Consider the following 17,115-nt stretch of genomic DNA (forward strand, 5'->3'; position numbering starts at 1 on the left):
CAATGGCTAGAAACGGGGCAGTGAAACGCAGTCCGAAGCCGCAGAAGACCAGCTACATTCTGGACGATCAGATCGGCTTCCTGTTGCGCCAGGTCTGGCAGCGCCACGGTACCATCTTCGCCCGCGAGATCGGCGTCGACCTGACCTCGCCGCAATGGGCGGCGCTGTCGAAGCTCGCCGAGACCGGCCCATGCTCGCAGAACCAGCTGGGCCGGCTGACGGCGATGGATGTCGCCACCATCAAGGGCGTCATCGACCGCCTCACCGCACGCGGCCTGACCGAGACCAGTTCCGATCCGGAGGACGGCCGTCGCCTCCTGGTCAGCCTGACCCGCGCCGGCCAGCAGACGGTCGAGAAAGTTGCGCCGAGCGCGTTGGCGATCACCAGGGAAACGCTGGCGCCGCTCGATGGCAAGGAGCGCGAGATGTTGATCGCGCTGCTCAGCAAGCTGCGCTGAGCCGCCCCGAGGCGCGCTTGACGGTCGGTGCAACAAAGCCTCAAATCCATGAGGTGGGCAGGGGAATCAGCAGGAGTTCCCCCAATGAGGACCAACTGGCTTTGCACGACGGCAATCGCCTTGGCGATCAGTGCCGGCACGGCCGTCGCGCAGGCGCCGGATCAATCGCAGAAGCGCGAGGAGAGTCCGCGTGCGCAGGACGCCGGGCAGCCGCCAGCCGCTGGGATCAATGACGACCAGCGCAAGCAGATCGTGAATCAGCTGCGCAGCGAACGAACCGCGACCCGGACCTCCAATGTGAAGGTCAATATCGGCCAGCGGCTGCCGTCGGGTATCCAGCCGCACCGGGTGCCGGCCGACATCGTGCGGATCGTTCCGCAATATCGTGATTACGACTACACGCTCGTTGACAACAGGGTCGTCCTCGTCGATCCGCGGCGGCGGGAGGTGGTCGACATCCTTGACGACGGGCCGGGCGCCGCAACCTTCGGCCGCATCGCCATCAGCGACGAGATGCGCACAAGGTTCAGGGAGTTGGCGCGGGCTTCTTCGACCACGGTCGGCACGACCCCTTCGGGTGGAACGTCAGCGTTGAACTGCCTGTCGCTGCAGCCCGTGCCGCAGGAGATGGTCCGTGACAATGCCGAACTCAGGAACTACCGCTATGTCGCCGTCGGCAACCAGATTGTGCTGGTCGATCCGCAACAGCAGAAAGTGGTGCAGGTGATCGAGTGATGGCCTTTCTCCCTCTCCCCGTTCTTACGGGGAGTGCGTAGGGTGGGCAAAGCGCAGCGTGCCCACCATTCCGAGCACAGTGTTGATGGTGGGCACGCTGCGCTTAGCCCACCCTACGGCACTGCGCCGTCATTGCGAGCGAAGCGAAGCAATCCATCTCTCCGCGCGCGCGGAAAGAATGGAATGCTTCGTCGCTTCGCTCCTCGCAATGACGCCGGGAGAGCTTACCGCCCGACGATCTCCGGCACTTTCCCCGCCGGCGGCGTGTTCCGGCTGCGCTGTGTGCGGACGATGCCGTCGATGATGGTCATGCCGACGCCCGGCAGATCGCCGAGTTGCACGCTCTCCAGGATGTTCTTGCCCGGCGAATGCTGCGCTTTGTCCATGATGACGAAATCGGCCGAGCGGCCGACTTCGACCAGTCCGCAGTCCAGTTCCCGCATCCGCGCTGTGTTGCCGGTGGCGAGGCAGAACGCGATCTCGGCCGGCAGTTCGCCGAGCGAGGACAGCAGCGAGACCATGCGCAGGATCCCGAGCGGCTGCACGCCCGAGCCGGCCGGCGCATCGGTGCCGAGGATGACGCGGTGGAGATCGCCCATCTCGCGCGCGATGCGCAGCGTGTAGAGCGCCGAGCGCTCATTTCCGTTGTGAACCAGTTCGAGTCCGCGCTTGCAGCCCTCGCAGATGCAGCGGATCTGGTCGTCGGGCAACGCGGTGTGGCCGCCGTTGATATGGCCGACCACGTCGGTGTCGGCCTCCAGCACGACATCCTTGTCGATCAGGCCGGAGCCGGGAATTGATGGTCCGCCGGTGTGGATCGTGCTCTGGATGCCGTATTTGCGCGCCCATCCCACCATCTTCCGCGCAGTCGGGCCGTCCTTCACGCCGCCAAGGCCGACCTCGCCGAGCAGCCTGACGCCGGCGGCAGCCATTTCCCTGAAGTCCTCTTCCACCATCTCGCATTCGATCACCGGCGCTCCGGCATGAACCTTCACGCCGCCGGGCCTGAGCGTCCAGAATGCGCGCTGCGCGAAGATCGCCATCGCCTTCAGGCCAACCACATCGCGTGGCCGGCCCGGCATGTGGACCTCGCCCGCGGAGATCATGGTGGTGACGCCGCCGTGCAGATAGCTGTCGATCCAGTTGATCTGGTTCTGCCGCGGCGTCCAGTCGCCCGCCACCGGGTGGACGTGGCTGTCGATCAGCCCGGGCGCCACCGTGGTGCCATTGGCATCGACGATGGTGGTCGCGCCTTCGGTGTCGACGTCCTTGGCACGGCCGATCGCGGTGATCTTGCCGTTCTCCGCCACGATGGTGTCGGCATCGAGGATCGGCCGCTCCAGCGCCCCCGACAGCAACAGCCCGATATTGCGGATCACCAGCTTGCTCGGTCCGGTCGCCTGGGGTGCATCATGGGCCATGCTTTGTCCTTCTCGCTCCAATCCCTCTGCCGCGCATTGTGCCTGCGGCCTGACACTCCGATCAAGTCGGAATGTTTATTAGTATACAAATGATGTCGGTTGAAAAGGCCTCGCGCACCACTTCCTCTGATTCTGATCCCGAGGAGCCGCGCAAGCACGGCGCCTCGACGGATGGGCGGGACTCCTCACTCCCCGTCATTGCGAGCGGAGCGAAGCAATCCATGCTTCCGCTTGCGGCGCTATGGATTGCTTCGCTCCGCTCGCAATGACGGAGTGGTTGTTTTGGGTGCGACAAATCAACTCGACGGGCAAATCACCAAAAGTCTGTCCAGCCCATCGGCGAAAAACATTCCGCTTCCGCCGTCGGGCAAATCAGTGATTTAACTCCGCGCGTCTCACGGCGGATGAGGGGCGGCTCGCGATCGTCACGAACGTTGCGGTGAGATGCGGTGGACGCGAAGCATACGACTGACGAGCACAAAAAACACGGACGGCGAAGTCGTGTGGTCCTGGCGCCCCGACGCTGGCGCTAAGCCTTTCGCGCGAACTTTGTTCGCGCTTGAGGTGACGGTGGCAAGAAAGCCCGGTCACCGGGGAGAGCACGAAGTAAGCCGTAACACCATCGCGCAGGGAAAGCCGGAATGCTTCGGTTGAACCTGTGGTCCTACCCCCGTGCTTTTTGTTGCACGGGACCCACGGGTGCAACCAGCACCCGGCTTTCCCTGCGCCCTCTGTCTGATGAGAGGGTGAAACGAGACCCAAAGCTCGGGCGTAACGCGTCGCGAGAATGCGGACCCGTATCCGCTGTTTGAATCAGACGTAGGATGGGTAGAGCGAAGCGAAACCCATCATTCACGCCGCTTGCTCCATCGCGATGGGTTTCGCTTCGCTCTACCCATCCTACGGACCGCTGTTTGACATTTGAATCAGACTTCCGGGGACCCCGCAGGCCCCAAGCTGCACCGCCGCATGTGATCATCGATCGGGCTGCAGCTGCAGAACAAGAATCCTGCAACGCCAGTTCACCGGATCTTGAGCGTCGCGATCTGCGTCATCACCGAATGTTGGCCGACCCTTCCAGTTTGTTGATGTCTATCCCATCGATCCGACATCCAATCGGCATTGTCGGAACCTAAATCGTTTTTTAGTTGAGAACGGGATGTTCGACCGCCACCTTGACGGCGTCGGCGACGTGAAGTCTTTGTTGTCGAGGGCTTGTTCGGGCGGACTATCCGCTAAGTATTGGGGAACGCAAAAGGCTGGGCTGTGGGTCGCCCCACGCAACGGCCTGTTTTGCTTGGAGACATGGATGATACTGTTGTCACGTTCTTTCGTTCGCAAACGCGTGATCTCAATTGCGACGACAGCCTCGGTCGCGGCGACGTCGTTTGTGTTGGCCCAGAATCCCACCAAGGCCTATCACCTTCCTGGCGCCATGTCGGTTCAGTACGTAGCCGATCGCCCCGACTATGCCGACGAGCAGCCCTTCCTTTCAGAAAACGATGCCGCCATGAACAAGATGATGGCGGACATGACGATCAAGCCGACAGGCGACGTCGACCGCGATTTCGTCGCAATGATGGTCCCGCACCATCAAGGCGCGATCGACATGGCGAAGGCCGTCCTTCGCTATGGCCATAACGAGCAGCTTCGCCGGCTTGCCCAGGAAATTGTCGTAACCCAGCAGCAGGAGATCGCGGCGATGCGCCTTGCGGTTGGAGAGCAGTTGCCGCCGTCGGTTGCGGCGCCGACACAGCCAGGCGCTACGACTGCGCCACAGCCGGATTCGATGCCTGCCATGCACTCACCGGACGCGATGTCTGACCACACTATGCATATGCATTAGGGGGCGAAACAATGAGTGGGTCGGCTCTCGCGTCTCGCCAGCGGATGGGGCGTGGCGAAGACAGAATTCAGCGACGCTATCTGGTGATCACAGGGGGCGTTCCGGACAAGCCCGGTCACGTCGTGCAGGTGCAATTGAGATAAGCGCGCGGCCGGTTGCGTGAGGACCAGCAGGGCGGCGCGCGGTTAAGGACTGACTATGGGTATCGTTCGCTTCGCTCTGCGGTTTCCACATACATTCTATGTGGTCGCTGCGCTGATTCTGTTTCTGGGTGCCGTCGCCAGCTACAAGATGCCGACGGACATCTTTCCGGAAATCAACATCCCTGTCGTGACCGTGATCTGGAGCTACACCGGGCTGAGCACGCCCGAGATGGAGCAGCGCGTCACCACCTACAGCCAGTATTCGATCAGCTCCAACGTCAACGGCATCAAGAACATCGAAGCCCAGACGATGGCGGGGCTGTCGGTACAGAAGATCTACTTCCAGCCCGACGTCAATCTCGACCTCGCCATCGCCCAGATCGTCTCTGCCACCAACTCGATCCGCGCGCTGCTGCCGCCGGGGATCCAGGCGCCAGTGGTGGTGCAGTTCAATGCGTCGAGCGTTCCGGTGCTGCAGATCAGCCTGAGCTCCGACACGCTCAGTGAACAGCAGCTCTACGATTACGGCATCTATCGCATCCGCCAGCAACTGGCGCCGATCCCCGGCATCACGCTGCCGACGCCGGCCGGCGGCAAGTACCGCCAGATCATGGTCGATATCGATCCGGAAAAGCTGCTCGCCAAGGGATTGACACCGCTCGATGTGGTCAATGCGGTCAACACCCAGAACCTGACATTGCCGGCAGGCACTGCGAAGTTCGGCAAGACGCAATATGCCATCCGAACCAATGCGACGCCGCCCAGCATCGAGGACCTCAACAACATTCCGATCAAGGTGGTGAACGGCGCGACCGTGTTCGTCAAGGATGTCGGACAGGTGCATGACGGCTGGCTGGTGCAGCAGAATGTCGTGCGGCAGAACGGCCGGCGTTCGGTCCTGCTCAGCATCATCAAGAACGGCAATGCCTCCACTCTCTCCGTGGTCAATGCCGTGCATCAGGCGTTGCAGACGGCGCGCGCCGCGGCACCTGCGGGCATGCAGATCAATGAGCTGTTCGATCAGTCGGTGTTCGTGAAGGAGTCGGTCACGGGCGTGCTGCGCGAGGGCGCGATCGCCGCGGCGCTGACGGCGCTGATGATCCTGCTGTTCCTCGGATCGTGGCGCTCGACCGTGGTGGTCATGATCTCGATCCCGCTTTCGATCCTGACCTCGCTGATCGTGCTTTATTTCCTCGGCGAAACCTTGAACACGATGACGCTCGGCGGGATGGCGCTCGCGGTCGGCATTCTCGTCGACGACTCGACGGTCACGATCGAGAATACCCATCGGTTGCTGACCGAGGAGGGCATGCCGCTGCCGCAGGCGACGCTGCATGGCGCCGCGGGCATCGCCGTGCCGACCCTGGTCTCGACGCTCGCGATCAGCTGTGTCTTCACCTCGGTGGTGTTCCTGGATGGGCCGGCAAAATACCTGTTCACGCCGCTCGGGCTTGCCGTCGTGTTCGCGATGCTGGCGTCCTACGGGCTTTCTCGAACCCTGACGCCGATCGTCATCGGTCTGCTGCTCAAGGGCGAACATCATGGCGCGCCGGGGGCGGCCGCGGCCGGCTTGTTCGCCCGCTTCCATGCAGCGTTCGAACGCGGCTTTGAGGCCATGCGCCACGCTTATTCGCGCTGGCTCACCGAGCTGCTGCAGCATCGCTTCATCATACCCGTAGCCATTGGGCTCGTCCTTTTGCTGGGCGGCGTGATGTTGCCGATGGTCGGCCGCGACTTCTTCCCGGCGATCGACGGCGGACAGATCCAGCTGCACGTCCGTGCGCCGGCCGGGACCAGGATCGAGGCGACGGAGCGTGTCTTTCAGCAGGTCGAGAACAAGATCCGCGAAATCATTCCGGACGATCAGCGCAAGCTGATTGTCGACAACATCGGACTGCCGGCACGGCCGTACAATCTGGCCTTCAGCGACGGCTCAACCATCGGCGTCAATGACGGCGTGATCCTTGTGGCGCTCAAGGAGGGCCATGCGCCTACCGCCAACTATGTGCGCAAGCTGCGCGAGGAGCTGCCAAAGGCCTTCCCGGAAGATACGTTCTACTTCCAGGCGGCTGATATCGTGACGCAGATCCTCAATTTCGGACTGCCGGCACAGATCGACGTCCGCACGGTCGGCTACGACAAGGACAATAATCTGCGAGTCGCACAGGAGCTGAGGAAGCGCATCGCTGACATTCCGGGCGTGGTGGATGCGCATCTGCAGCAGGAAGTGAACGCGCCTGCGTTCTATGCCGATATCGACCGCACCCGCGCAGCCCAGCTCGGCCTGAATGCCAACACCATCGCCACCAATCTCAATGTCAGCCTGAGCTCTTCCGAACAGGTGCAGCCGAATTTCTGGACCGATCCCAGTTCCGGCATTCCGTACTACTTCGCGGTACAGACGCCCGAGAGCAGGATTTCGTCCGTGAGCGATCTCGGCAACACGCCGGTTTCGACGACGCTGGCGTCGATGACCGACACACCCGTGCCCGGCCTGCTCAGCAACGTCGCCACCTTCAGGCGCGGCAGCGTCCCGACCAATGCCAACCAGGCAAATATTCAGCCGGTCTACGAGATCTATGCCAGTACGCAGGGGCGTGACCTCGGCGGCGTCGCGAGCCAGATCAGCCATATCGTCGCCGATCTGCAGAAGCAGCTCAAGCCTGGCAACTCGATCCAGGTGATCGGCCAGATCGACAGCATGAACAGCTCGTTCATCAATCTCGGCATCGGCCTGCTGTTTGCCGCGGTCTTTGTCTACATGCTGATGGTCGTGAACTATCAGAACTTCGGTGATCCGTTCGTCGTCATCCTGGCCTTACCTGCGACGCTCTGCGGCATTCTGACCATGCTGTTCGTGACCGGCACGACGCTGAACGTGCCGTCGCTGATGGGAGCGATCATGGCGGTGGGCGTCGCGTCGGCCAACTCGATCCTGCTGGTGACTTTCGCCCGCGAGCAGCAGCTCGCCGGCAAGACCGCGTTCGAGGCGGCGATCGAGGCAGGTCACACCAGAATCCGGCCGGTGCTGATGACCGCGGCCGCGATGATCGTGGGCATGATCCCGATGGCGATCGGAGCCGCTGGCGAAGAGCAGAATGCCGCGCTTGCGCGCGCGGTGATCGGCGGCTTGTTGTTTGCGACGCCGACGACGTTGCTGGTGGTGCCCTATCTGTTTGCCATGCTGCGCAAGGGCAACGACGGCGAGAAACATCATGGCGTATTCGACGAGGTGCTGGAATGAATTTCAATCGGCCTTTGAAGGTTGAGCCGACGCCCGAAAAGGATCGCGAGCGCGATCCGGGGCCGGTGCGGCATGGCCGTTCAAGGCGGTGGATCGGGCGGACTGCGGGCGTGGCCCTGGGGCTGATCGGAACGGCCGCGCTGGCGTCCGGAGCCTGGAGCCACTACGCACAGTACCGCCGGACCATCGCCACCGCCGAGCAGCGCCGCGATCTCGTCCCGGACGTTCGTGTGGCAACGGTCGAGCCCGGCAGCGGGATCGACGTCGTCAACCTGCCGGCAACCACCTCGGCTTTTGCCGCCGCCAACATCTTCGCGCGCGCCAGCGGCTATATCGCCAAGCGTGAGGCGGACATCGGTGACCATGTGAAGGAAGGGCAATTGCTGGCGGAGATCGTTGCGCCGGAGCTCGACCATCAAATCGCTCAGGCCGAGGCAACGCTCGGGCAGCTCAGGTCGGCGTTGCAGCAGGCGGAGGCCAACAGGGAACTGGCCAAGGTGACCTGGGATCGCGACAAGCCGCTGGTGGAGAAGGGCTGGCTCACCGCGCAGCAGGGAACGATCGACTCCCAGACGTTGAAGGCGCAGGAGGCCGCGGTCGCGGTTGCGCAGGCCAATGTGGTCGCCGAGGAAGCGCAGGTGCAAGTGCTGCATCAGCAGAAGATCTATCAGCACGTCGTTGCGCCCTTTGACGGCGTGATCACCCAGCGCAATATCGACGTCGGCAGCCTGGTGCAGGCGGATGCAACCAGCGGCACGTTCATGTTCACGATCATGCAGAGCAATGTCATCCGCACTCAGGTGTTTGTTCCGCAGGACGCGGCGTTCGGAGTACGCCCGGGGATCGACGCCATCGTGCATGTTCCGGAACTGCCTGACCGCACCTTCCCCGGCAAGGTCACGCGGATCGCCGACGCGCTGCAGCCGGGTTCCCGAACGCTGTTGACCGAGATCGATATCCCGAATCCGGACGGCGCGCTCACGCCCGGCATCTACTGCACGATTGACTTGCGCATCCCGCGCAAAACGCCGAGCTTCAAGGTGTCTGCGGATGCGATCATCTTCAATCAAGCCGGCCTGCAGGTCGCCGTGGTCGAGAACGGGGTGGTGCATCTGCACAAGATCAACATCGTGCGTGACCTCGGCAAGCAGGTGGAGATCAACAGCGGTGTCAAGGCGGGCGACAGAGTGATCCTCAATCCGTCGGTCGACCTTGCCGACGGCAGCCGCGTGACCCTCAGGACCCAGGCCGTTTCCTGATGTCTCTTCGTCGGTTCGCCCGGATCGGCAGCAAAATCCCTTCATAAAATGCAATTTAATGGCGTGGTTCCGCCGCTAAGCCTATGTTGGTTGAACAGCGGCCCGACAGCGCTTGCCCTCCGAGGCGGTGATCAGGCGGTCGCTGGGCGGGCGCACTCCCCTGACCTGAAGCGCAGGCTAGCGGCGCCGCCCGGTTCCTGGCGGCCGGCTGGCAGTTGGGCCTCCGGCATGGTTGTCGAGAATGGATTGATGGTAAAGGTGCTCTTGATCGAAGATGACGGCGAGACCGCCGAAGAGATCACGGCCGAACTCGCCGAACGCGGCTTCGAGGTCGAATGGTCGGCCAATGGTCGAGAGGGCCTCGACAAGGCGCGCAACCTGAAGCCTGACGCCATGATCGTCGACCGCCTGTTGCCCGGAATGGACGGGCTCAGCGTGATCGAGACCTTGCGGAAGGAACAGGTTCGCACACCGGTGCTGGTGCTCAGTGCGCTCGGCGCGGTGGATGACCGTGTGCGGGGCCTGCGCATGGGCGGCGATGACTATCTCACCAAGCCTTTCGCCGTCGTGGAGCTGATCGCCCGGATAGAAGCGCTGCTGCGCCGGCCGGTGGAATCGCGTGAGACGTTGCTCCGGGTAGGGCAGCTCGAACTCGACCTGATCGAGCGCACTGCCAAGCGCGGCGATCGGGTGATCGATCTGCTGCCGCGCGAATTTCGCCTGCTTGAATACATGATGCGGCGCAGCGACCAGTTGCTGACGCGCGCGATGCTGCTTGAAGAGGTCTGGAACTACAAATTCGTCCCGGCGACAAACCTTGTCGACGTGCATATGGGCCGCTTGCGCCACAAGGTGGACGGGCCGAGCGAAGCTCCGATGATTCAAAATGTCCGCGGTGCCGGTTTCATCCTTCGTGCGGCTTCCTGAGATATTGCGCCGGCTCCGATCGGTGGCCGCTTACGTTATGCAGAGACATCCGAATTCGATGGGCCAGTGGCAATTCATTCGCTCGAACAGTTTTCGCTGGGCACTTGCGGTAGCCGGCGTCCTTGCCGTTTTCATGATCGCGCTGTTCGGTTTCATCTACTTGAAGATCGACGGCTATCTGATCGACAGGACCGACCGGATGCTCGGCCGCCAGATCGTTTTCATGGCGACGCTGCCGATAGAGCGCCAGCTCAATGCGATCGAAGATCATTTGCGGCAGGATTCGCGGGGTGTTCAATTTGCTGCGCTGTTTGGCCCGGACGGTCGGAGGCTGGCGGGCAACATCGAGCGTCTTCCGGCCGGTCTCAAGATCGACGCGCCGGCGCAGAGCGTCACCGCGGCCAGAGCGGATCTGCGGGATCACGATCACCCGGTTCGCGCCATCGGCAGGCGCATGCCAAACGGCGACGTGCTGGTGATTGCGCGCAATGTCGATGAGACCAAGGAGATCTCTCACGTCGTCGGCGAAGCATTGGCGTTCGGACTGCTGCCGGCATTCATAATCTGTCTTCTGGCCGGCGCCTGGCTGAGCGTGCGGGCGCAGCGGCAGGTCGAGGAGGTCAATCAGCGCGTCCAGCGCATCATCGCGGGCGATCTGCGTGAGCGGCTGCCATATACCGAGGGCAGCGAGCCGTTCTCCAAGCTCGCGGTCATCGTCAACGGCATGCTCGACGAGATGGAAACGATGATAAACGCGCTAGCTGGCGTCGGCAACGATATCGCCCACGACCTCAGGACTCCGCTGACGCGGGCACGGCTCGCGCTCGAGCGTGGCCGCACCCATGCAACGTCGCTGGAACAGCTTCAGACAGTCGCGGACAAGGCGATCGCCGGTATCGACCAGTCGCTGACGATCATCACCGCATTGTTGCGGCTTGCCGAGATCGAGAACAGCCGACGGTCGGCCGGCTTCGGTGTCGTTCCGCTTCATGAGATGTTGCGGGAGGTCTGCGACATCTATGAGCCGATCGCCGAGAACAAGAATATCGCGCTGACGGTCCACGCCGAGCAGCAGCTCAACGTACGCGGCGACCGGGACCTGTTGATCGAGGCGGTCACCAATCTCGTCGACAACGCCATCAAGTTCACTCCGGAGGGCGGCAAGGTCGACATCGAACTGCTGCGTAACGGTAATGAAACCGTGATCCGCGTTGTCGATACCGGCAGCGGGATCACGGCAGAGGAGCGCGACGCGGTGCTGCGGCGGTTCTATCGGTCCGACAAGATGCGTAATACGCCGGGCGTCGGCCTCGGCCTCAATCTGGTGGCTGCGATCGTCAAATTGCACGGCTTCCGGCTGGCGATCCATCCGGGCGCGGGATGCCGCGTCGAGATCGTCTGCCCGGATCCCGAAGCGCAATCGCCGAGGGGAGGGCCGCGGCCTGTCCGTGTGACTTGCGTATAGCCTGCCTTTTCTCCGATAGTGAGCACGTCGGTTGGAGGAACAGGCCATGGGCACAGCGATACACCCCTTTCGGATCTCGGTCAGTGACGACGTGCTCGAGGATCTCAAATCGAGGCTTCACCGGACGCGATGGCCCGAGGCCGAGCTGGTCGAAGACTGGAGCCAGGGCGCTCCGCTGCAGTGGATCCAGGACGTTTGCCGTTACTGGGCCGACGAATATGACTGGCGCAGCCGCGAAGCGCGCCTCAATCGCTTTGCACAGTTCACGACCGAGATCGACGGACTCGGCATCCATTTCTTGCACGTCCGCTCGCCGCATGCGAACGCGATGCCGCTGATCATCACCCATGGTTGGCCGGGATCGGTGGTCGAATTCCACAAGGTGATCGAACCGCTCACCGATCCGACGGCCCATGGTGGTCGCGCCGCCGACGCGTTTCACGTGGTCTGTCCGTCGTTGCCGGGCTTCGGTTTCTCTGCCAAGCCGCGTACAACCGGCTGGGGCGTCGATCGCATCGCGACGGCCTGGGCCGTGCTGATGGAACGCCTTGGCTATGCGCGATACGGCGCGCAAGGCGGTGACTGGGGCTCGGCCGTCACGACCGCGCTGGGCGCGCAAGACGCCGCGCATTGCGCCGGCATCCACGTCACGCTGGCGATGGCGACGCGGCCCAATGTCGAGGGACAGCCGACGCCGGAAGAGACGCGGGCGCTGAACGGCATCAAATATTACGCCGACTGGGATTCCGGCTATTCCAAGCAGCAGTCGACCCGGCCGCAAACGCTTGGCTACGGGCTGACGGATTCGCCAAGCGGCCAGGCCGCGTGGATCCTCGAAAAGTTCTGGGCCTGGACCGACTGCGACGGCCATCCCGAGAACATCCTGTCCCGCGACGAACTGCTCGACAATGTGATGCTGTATTGGGTGCCTGCCACCGCGGCCTCCTCGGCGCGGCTCTATTGGGAGAGCTTTGGACCGAAACGGCGAACTGTGCACAAGGTTACCGTGCCGACCGGCGTCGCGGTCTTTCCCAAGGAGATCGTCACGCCGGTTCGAAAGTGGATGGAAGCGAGCTTCACCAATATCCGCCATTGGAGCGAGATGCCGAAGGGCGGTCACTTTGCCGCCTTCGAGCAGCCTGAGTTGTTCGTGCGCGAGGTGCGCGAGTTCTTCCGGCCGTTGCGCGAGGAATCGAGCCAGTCATGACCGAAGGACGCTATCGGCTGATCGGATCCACCGCGTCGCCCTACGCGCTCAAGCTGCGTGCGCTGCTGCGCTATCGCCGGATTCCTCATGACTGGGTGATCATGACCAAGGCGCTGCGCGAGGCGACAGCGCACCTGCGGCCGATGCTGATTCCGGTGCTGCAATATCCCGACGGTAGTTACCGTGGCGAGACCACGACGCTGGCCTACGATCTCGAAAAGCGGCATCGCGGCCGGTCGGTGATCCCCGAGGACAAGGCCGTCGCATTCATTTGCGATCTCCTGGAGGATCTCGCCGACGAGTGGGCGGTGAAGCCATTGTTCCTCTACCGCTGGTGGGATGTGGAAGATCAAGCCTATGTCTCGCGCTGGGCCGGCGAGGAATGGTCGACGTCGGAGGCCGAGACCGGCAGCGCGCAGGAGATCGAGGAGTTTCGGCAGCGGCAGATCTCGCGCATGGCGATCCTCGGCGCGACCGCGGAAAACAAGCCGCTGCTTGAAGAAAGCTACCGGCGTATCCTCGCCGCGTTCGAGCCGCATGTCGGGATGACCAGATATCTGTTCGGCAGCCGGCCGTCGCTGGCGGATTTCGCCTGGTTCGGCCAGCTCAGCGAAATGGCGACTGATCCGACGCCGATGCGGATCATGCGGGCCGCGGCGCCGTTCACCGATCACTGGGTGCGCCGGCTCGACGATGCCTCGGGTGTCGATGGCGCGTGGTACCCACGCGAGCAGGCATTGAGCGGATGGGCCGAGGCGCTGCTGAAAATTGCCGGCGAACTCTATCTGCCGTTCCTGGTTGCCAACGAGAAGGCTTTGGCGAAGGGGCTGGAGCGGCTCGAGATCACCGTCTGGGGCCTGCCTTATGCGCTTGCGCCGTTCAAATACCAGGTCAAGTGCCTACAGCAGCTACGCGAGAAATTTGCAGCACTGAATGCGGCAGACCGCGACGCTCTACAGCCGCCGCTCGAGCGCACGGGATGCTGGATGCACCTGGCCGCAAACTGATCGCCTTTCATTGCATCAAGCAAAGCCGCCTATCGCGAGCAGGACGGCAGCGTCTTGATGGCTTCCTCGGCCTCAGCCCGGCTCTTGTAAACCGTATCGCTTGCGACCGTGATGTTCGGCGTATCCGTCTTGGGCGTCTTGTCGACGACCGAGCAATTCTTGGTCAGCGAATTCAGCACGACATAAAACGCGGGGCCCGTTCTCGTGCTCTGGGCGAGGGCAGGGGCATGGCAGACAGTCGCAAGCGACGCAACCAAGCCGAGACAAAGCAGATAGCGTTTCATCATGACCTCCCTCGGTTCGAGAGAAGTTAGCGCGCGAAGAGGAGTTCGGTTCCGGATCGGGATGGTGGACTTCGGTGCCTCACCCCGCAAATTGATGGGCCCCGGTGCATTGGAGCATCGCGGGGCCCTGTATCTTCGTTTTAGCGAAGGATTCTGGTAGACACCAGGATAACTCTGGATCGAAAAGCGCGTGGCCTTTGCGCTCCCATCCTATGGATATGTTCAGATTGTCGACGGCGCAATGTGGCTAGCAGCTGCTGTTGACCTCAATTGCGCCGAGACCTTGCCGTTGAGCAAGGTCACTGGACTGGCCCGGTGGCGTCATGCTCCTCTCCAAGAGTGGCCCGACGGACATCTGTCCGTATCCTCTGCGTGCCGTCCGACGACATGATCGGTCAGCAATTCCTGCGAGGTCGGGAGCCAAGCTCCCCAGCACCCCGACAGGTGCATCACCAAAATGCTGCGGCAGATATTGGAGACTGTCAAGTGAAGTCGCGGTTCCCTAGCGACGTGAGGGAACCACGAAGTGCGGGATCATTTCCTATGCCGGCTGCCAAGCGCTGTCGCGATAGACGCGGGATCCTTGATGCGCTCGATCAGCATGTCGATACGGTCGCCGCCCCAGAACAGTTCGCCGTTGAACACCATCGTGGGGACGCCGAAAACGCCAAGTGCCTCCGCTTCCTCGATGATCCGATCGTGTTCCGCTCGCGCAGGGCCATGAACATATTCCTCGAAATCTTTCGGCGAACCACCGCTCGCGGCGATCACGCCAGCGATATCAGATAGTTCGTCGATCTCCAGATCATGGTTCCAAAAGCGGCGAAAAACCGTGTCGTGGTACGGCCGAAATAGTCCATGGCGTTGGGCGAACAGCATGCCGGCGCTGGAATAGAACGCATCGTAAATCCGCCGCGGCCCCTTCATCGTCAGCCCTTGCGCGTTGGCGAAACGCCGCGCGTCCATATAGGCGTAACGCACCTTGCGCCAGAAATGCGGGGTGCGCTCTTCCACGGTCCCCATGAATTCCGGGATCCGCAGCGTATAGGGCAGCCACTCCAGCTCGACGCCATGCTGCTCCTCGAGTTCGAACAGGCGCTTGTTGGCGACGAAGGCGTAAGGGCTCTTGTAGTCGGTGTAGATGCGTACGCGCGGCCTTTCCATCCCTGACCTCCCTGATCGTGGTGGCTCTCAGGCGTCTGCACGTTTCGTTTGTCGATACTGGCTCAGATCAGGATCGTGAGTCATCGCCCAATAGTCGACGAAACGCCAGGGCATGGCCGAGAACACGCGGCCCCGGCTGTTGCGGTAATAGGTCGTCATGCCCGGATGGGTCCAGATCAACTGCTCATGCTCGGCATCGACCTTGCGGACATATTGATCATGCGCCTCTTGACTGACATCGATGGCGGCGATGCCCTTCTCGATCATCTCGGCAAGGCAGGCCGAGATGTACCGGCTCTGGCATTCCGACTGGAAGATCACGCTGCCGCCATGCGCCGGTCCTGAGTTCGGTCCGAGCATCAGGAAGAGGTTTGGGAAGTTGGGTACGGTCAAGCCGAGATAGGCCGTCGGGTTATCGTTGGCCCAGACGTCCCTGAGATTGTTGCCGCCGCGCCCGGTGATGTTGAGCCGCGCCGCCATCTCCGAAACCTTGAAGCCTGTGGAGATGACGATGATGTCGTGCGCGTGTTGCTCGCCATCCGCCGTGACGATGCCATCGCGCGCAAAATGGTCGATTAGATCGGTGATCAGCTCGACATTCGGCCTGGTCAGCGTCTTGAACCAGTTGTTGTCGAGCAGGATGCGCTTGCCATAGGGCGGATAGGTCGGCACGCATTTTTCGATCAGGTCGGGGCGATCCCTGAGCTCGGACAGGATGAAATCCGTCAGCTCCTGCCGGTGCCGGTCGTTGCCCTTGTTGACGGCGCGCGCCGGATGCGGCCAGTTCGGATCCTTGCGCAGGAACGGCAGCAGGCCGTCGCCATAGCGCCAGAACATGTTGAAGCGGTACCACTGCACATAGAAGGGCAGGTGTGCGAGCAGCCATTGCGCGCCTTCGGTGATCGGGTCGGAGTAGCCCTTGACCGGCCGCGCCCATTGCGCCGTGCGCTGATAGACCGTGATCGACGATACGCGATCGGCGATGGCGGGCACGAGCTGCATCGCGGTGGCGCCGGTACCGATCACGGCGACGCGCTTGCCGTCGAGATTGATATCGTCGGACCACAGCGCCGAATGCACGGCAAGGCCCTGGAAATCTTCCTCGCCCTTGAAACGGGCCGGAGCCGGGTCGTTGAGCTGGCCGATGGCGCTGACCAGAGCGGTCGATTCGAAGGTTTCTTCGCCGTTGCCGGTCCTGAGAGTCGAAATCCAGCGCCGCTTGTTCTCGTCCCAGCGTGACGCGACCAACTCGGTGTTGAGACGGACATGGCGCCGGATGCCGTGTTCGCGCACCACCTTCAAGAGATAGTCGAGCAACTCCTGGCGCGGCGCGAAATAACGCGTCCATTGGTTCCGTTCGCCGAAAGAGAAGGAGTAGGAGTGGTTCGGCGTATCGACGCCGCAGCCGGGATAGCGGTTGACGTACCAGGTGCCGCCGATCTCGTCCTCTTTCTCGACGATGGTATAGGGGATGCCGAGCCGGTCCAGCGCGACGCCCAGTGCAATCGCGCATACGCCGGCACCGACGATCAGGACGTGCTGCTCCGCCAGCTTCTCGTCCGATGGACGTTTGTTCCAGCGCGCATCGCGCGGGATGAAGCCCATTTCCTCGCGCATCAGCGGCGCGTATTCCGGCGCGACGTTCTCGCCGAGCGTCGCGCTCATCATCTTCAGCATCAATTCGTTGCCGGGATCGGTGATGACAGGCTTGGGCTCGCCGTGCTCATAGAGCTTCAGGACCGCGGCGCGGATTTCGTCCTGGATCTCCTTCGGTACGCCGGCGTCCGGATCGGGGATCAGGCGCACGTCGCGCTTGGGCTTGTACGGTGGTTCGAGCCAGCGCTCATCGCCGGTCATGTGCACCAGCACCATCAGCAGCACGCGAATGTCGCCTTCAGCGATAGCGGAAGCCAGGTCGAGTTTCTTGCGCGGCATTTCGATGTTCATGCTCTTGT

The 17,115-nt window shown here is 62.5% G+C and carries 12 protein-coding genes and 1 pseudogene; 9 read left to right on the forward strand and 4 right to left on the reverse strand.

The features are described 5' to 3' along the window. Positions 1–2: 2 nt before the first annotated feature. Positions 3–458 (forward strand): MarR family winged helix-turn-helix transcriptional regulator, encoded by a 456-nt coding sequence (locus K288_RS0110490; protein ID WP_027579507.1) that lies wholly within the window; start codon positions 3–5, stop codon positions 456–458. 84 nt (positions 459–542) lie between these two features. After that, complete coding sequence (locus tag K288_RS45190) at positions 543–1,193, forward strand: DUF1236 domain-containing protein (RefSeq protein WP_027579508.1); 651 nt, start codon at positions 543–545, stop codon at positions 1,191–1,193. A gap of 224 nt (positions 1,194–1,417) precedes the next feature. On the opposite strand, the gene K288_RS0110500 is transcribed toward K288_RS45190, so the two are convergent. Next, positions 1,418–2,614, reverse strand: coding sequence for an amidohydrolase family protein (locus K288_RS0110500; protein ID WP_027579509.1), 1,197 nt, complete (start codon positions 2,612–2,614; stop codon positions 1,418–1,420). Positions 2,615–4,091: 1,477 nt separating this feature from the next. Between K288_RS0110500 and K288_RS0110510 the strand changes: the two are divergent. From K288_RS0110510 to K288_RS0110540, 7 genes and pseudogenes are all read left to right on the forward strand, one after another. Further along, positions 4,092–4,460, forward strand: a pseudogene (locus tag K288_RS0110510) (DUF305 domain-containing protein); the annotation flags it as partial. Between the two features lie 198 nt (positions 4,461–4,658). Then, a complete protein-coding gene (locus K288_RS0110515) occupies positions 4,659–7,847 on the forward strand; it encodes an efflux RND transporter permease subunit (protein WP_027579512.1) in 3,189 nt (1,062 codons plus the stop codon). Continuing rightward, positions 7,844–9,106: an efflux RND transporter periplasmic adaptor subunit gene (locus K288_RS0110520; protein ID WP_027579513.1), complete on the forward strand. Its 1,263-nt coding sequence runs from the start codon at positions 7,844–7,846 to the stop codon at positions 9,104–9,106. The genes K288_RS0110515 and K288_RS0110520 overlap by 4 nt, the downstream gene beginning before the upstream one ends. 249 nt (positions 9,107–9,355) lie before the next feature. Further along, the gene (locus tag K288_RS0110525) at positions 9,356–10,033 is read left to right on the forward strand and encodes a response regulator transcription factor (RefSeq protein WP_051334468.1); all 678 of its coding nucleotides are present in this window, start codon (positions 9,356–9,358) and stop codon (positions 10,031–10,033) included. Between the two features lie 22 nt (positions 10,034–10,055). Then, positions 10,056–11,498 (forward strand): ATP-binding protein, encoded by a 1,443-nt coding sequence (locus tag K288_RS45195; protein WP_343207777.1) that lies wholly within the window; start codon positions 10,056–10,058, stop codon positions 11,496–11,498. 46 nt (positions 11,499–11,544) lie between these two features. Continuing rightward, positions 11,545–12,705: an epoxide hydrolase family protein gene (locus K288_RS0110535; RefSeq protein ID WP_043159590.1), complete on the forward strand. Its 1,161-nt coding sequence runs from the start codon at positions 11,545–11,547 to the stop codon at positions 12,703–12,705. Further along, on the forward strand, positions 12,702–13,712 hold the full coding sequence (locus K288_RS0110540) for a glutathione S-transferase N-terminal domain-containing protein (protein ID WP_027579516.1): 1,011 nt from the start codon (positions 12,702–12,704) through the stop codon (positions 13,710–13,712). Before K288_RS0110535 ends, K288_RS0110540 begins: the two co-directional genes overlap by 4 nt. A 29-nt stretch (positions 13,713–13,741) precedes the next feature. On the opposite strand, the gene K288_RS0110545 is transcribed toward K288_RS0110540, so the two are convergent. The 3 genes from K288_RS0110545 to K288_RS0110555 form a co-directional block, all read right to left on the reverse strand. Further along, positions 13,742–13,996, reverse strand: a complete 255-nt coding sequence (locus tag K288_RS0110545; protein WP_027579517.1) for a hypothetical protein — start codon at positions 13,994–13,996, stop codon at positions 13,742–13,744. Between the two features lie 534 nt (positions 13,997–14,530). After that, on the reverse strand, positions 14,531–15,160 hold the full coding sequence (locus tag K288_RS0110550; protein WP_027579518.1) for a DsbA family protein: 630 nt from the start codon (positions 15,158–15,160) through the stop codon (positions 14,531–14,533). 27 nt (positions 15,161–15,187) lie between these two features. Beyond that, positions 15,188–17,107: an NAD(P)/FAD-dependent oxidoreductase gene (locus K288_RS0110555; RefSeq protein WP_027579519.1), complete on the reverse strand. Its 1,920-nt coding sequence runs from the start codon at positions 17,105–17,107 to the stop codon at positions 15,188–15,190. Between the last annotated feature and the right edge of the window lie 8 nt (positions 17,108–17,115).

It is taken from the genome of Bradyrhizobium sp. Ai1a-2, assembly GCF_000426245.1.
Classification (GTDB): Bacteria; Pseudomonadota; Alphaproteobacteria; order Rhizobiales; family Xanthobacteraceae; genus Bradyrhizobium.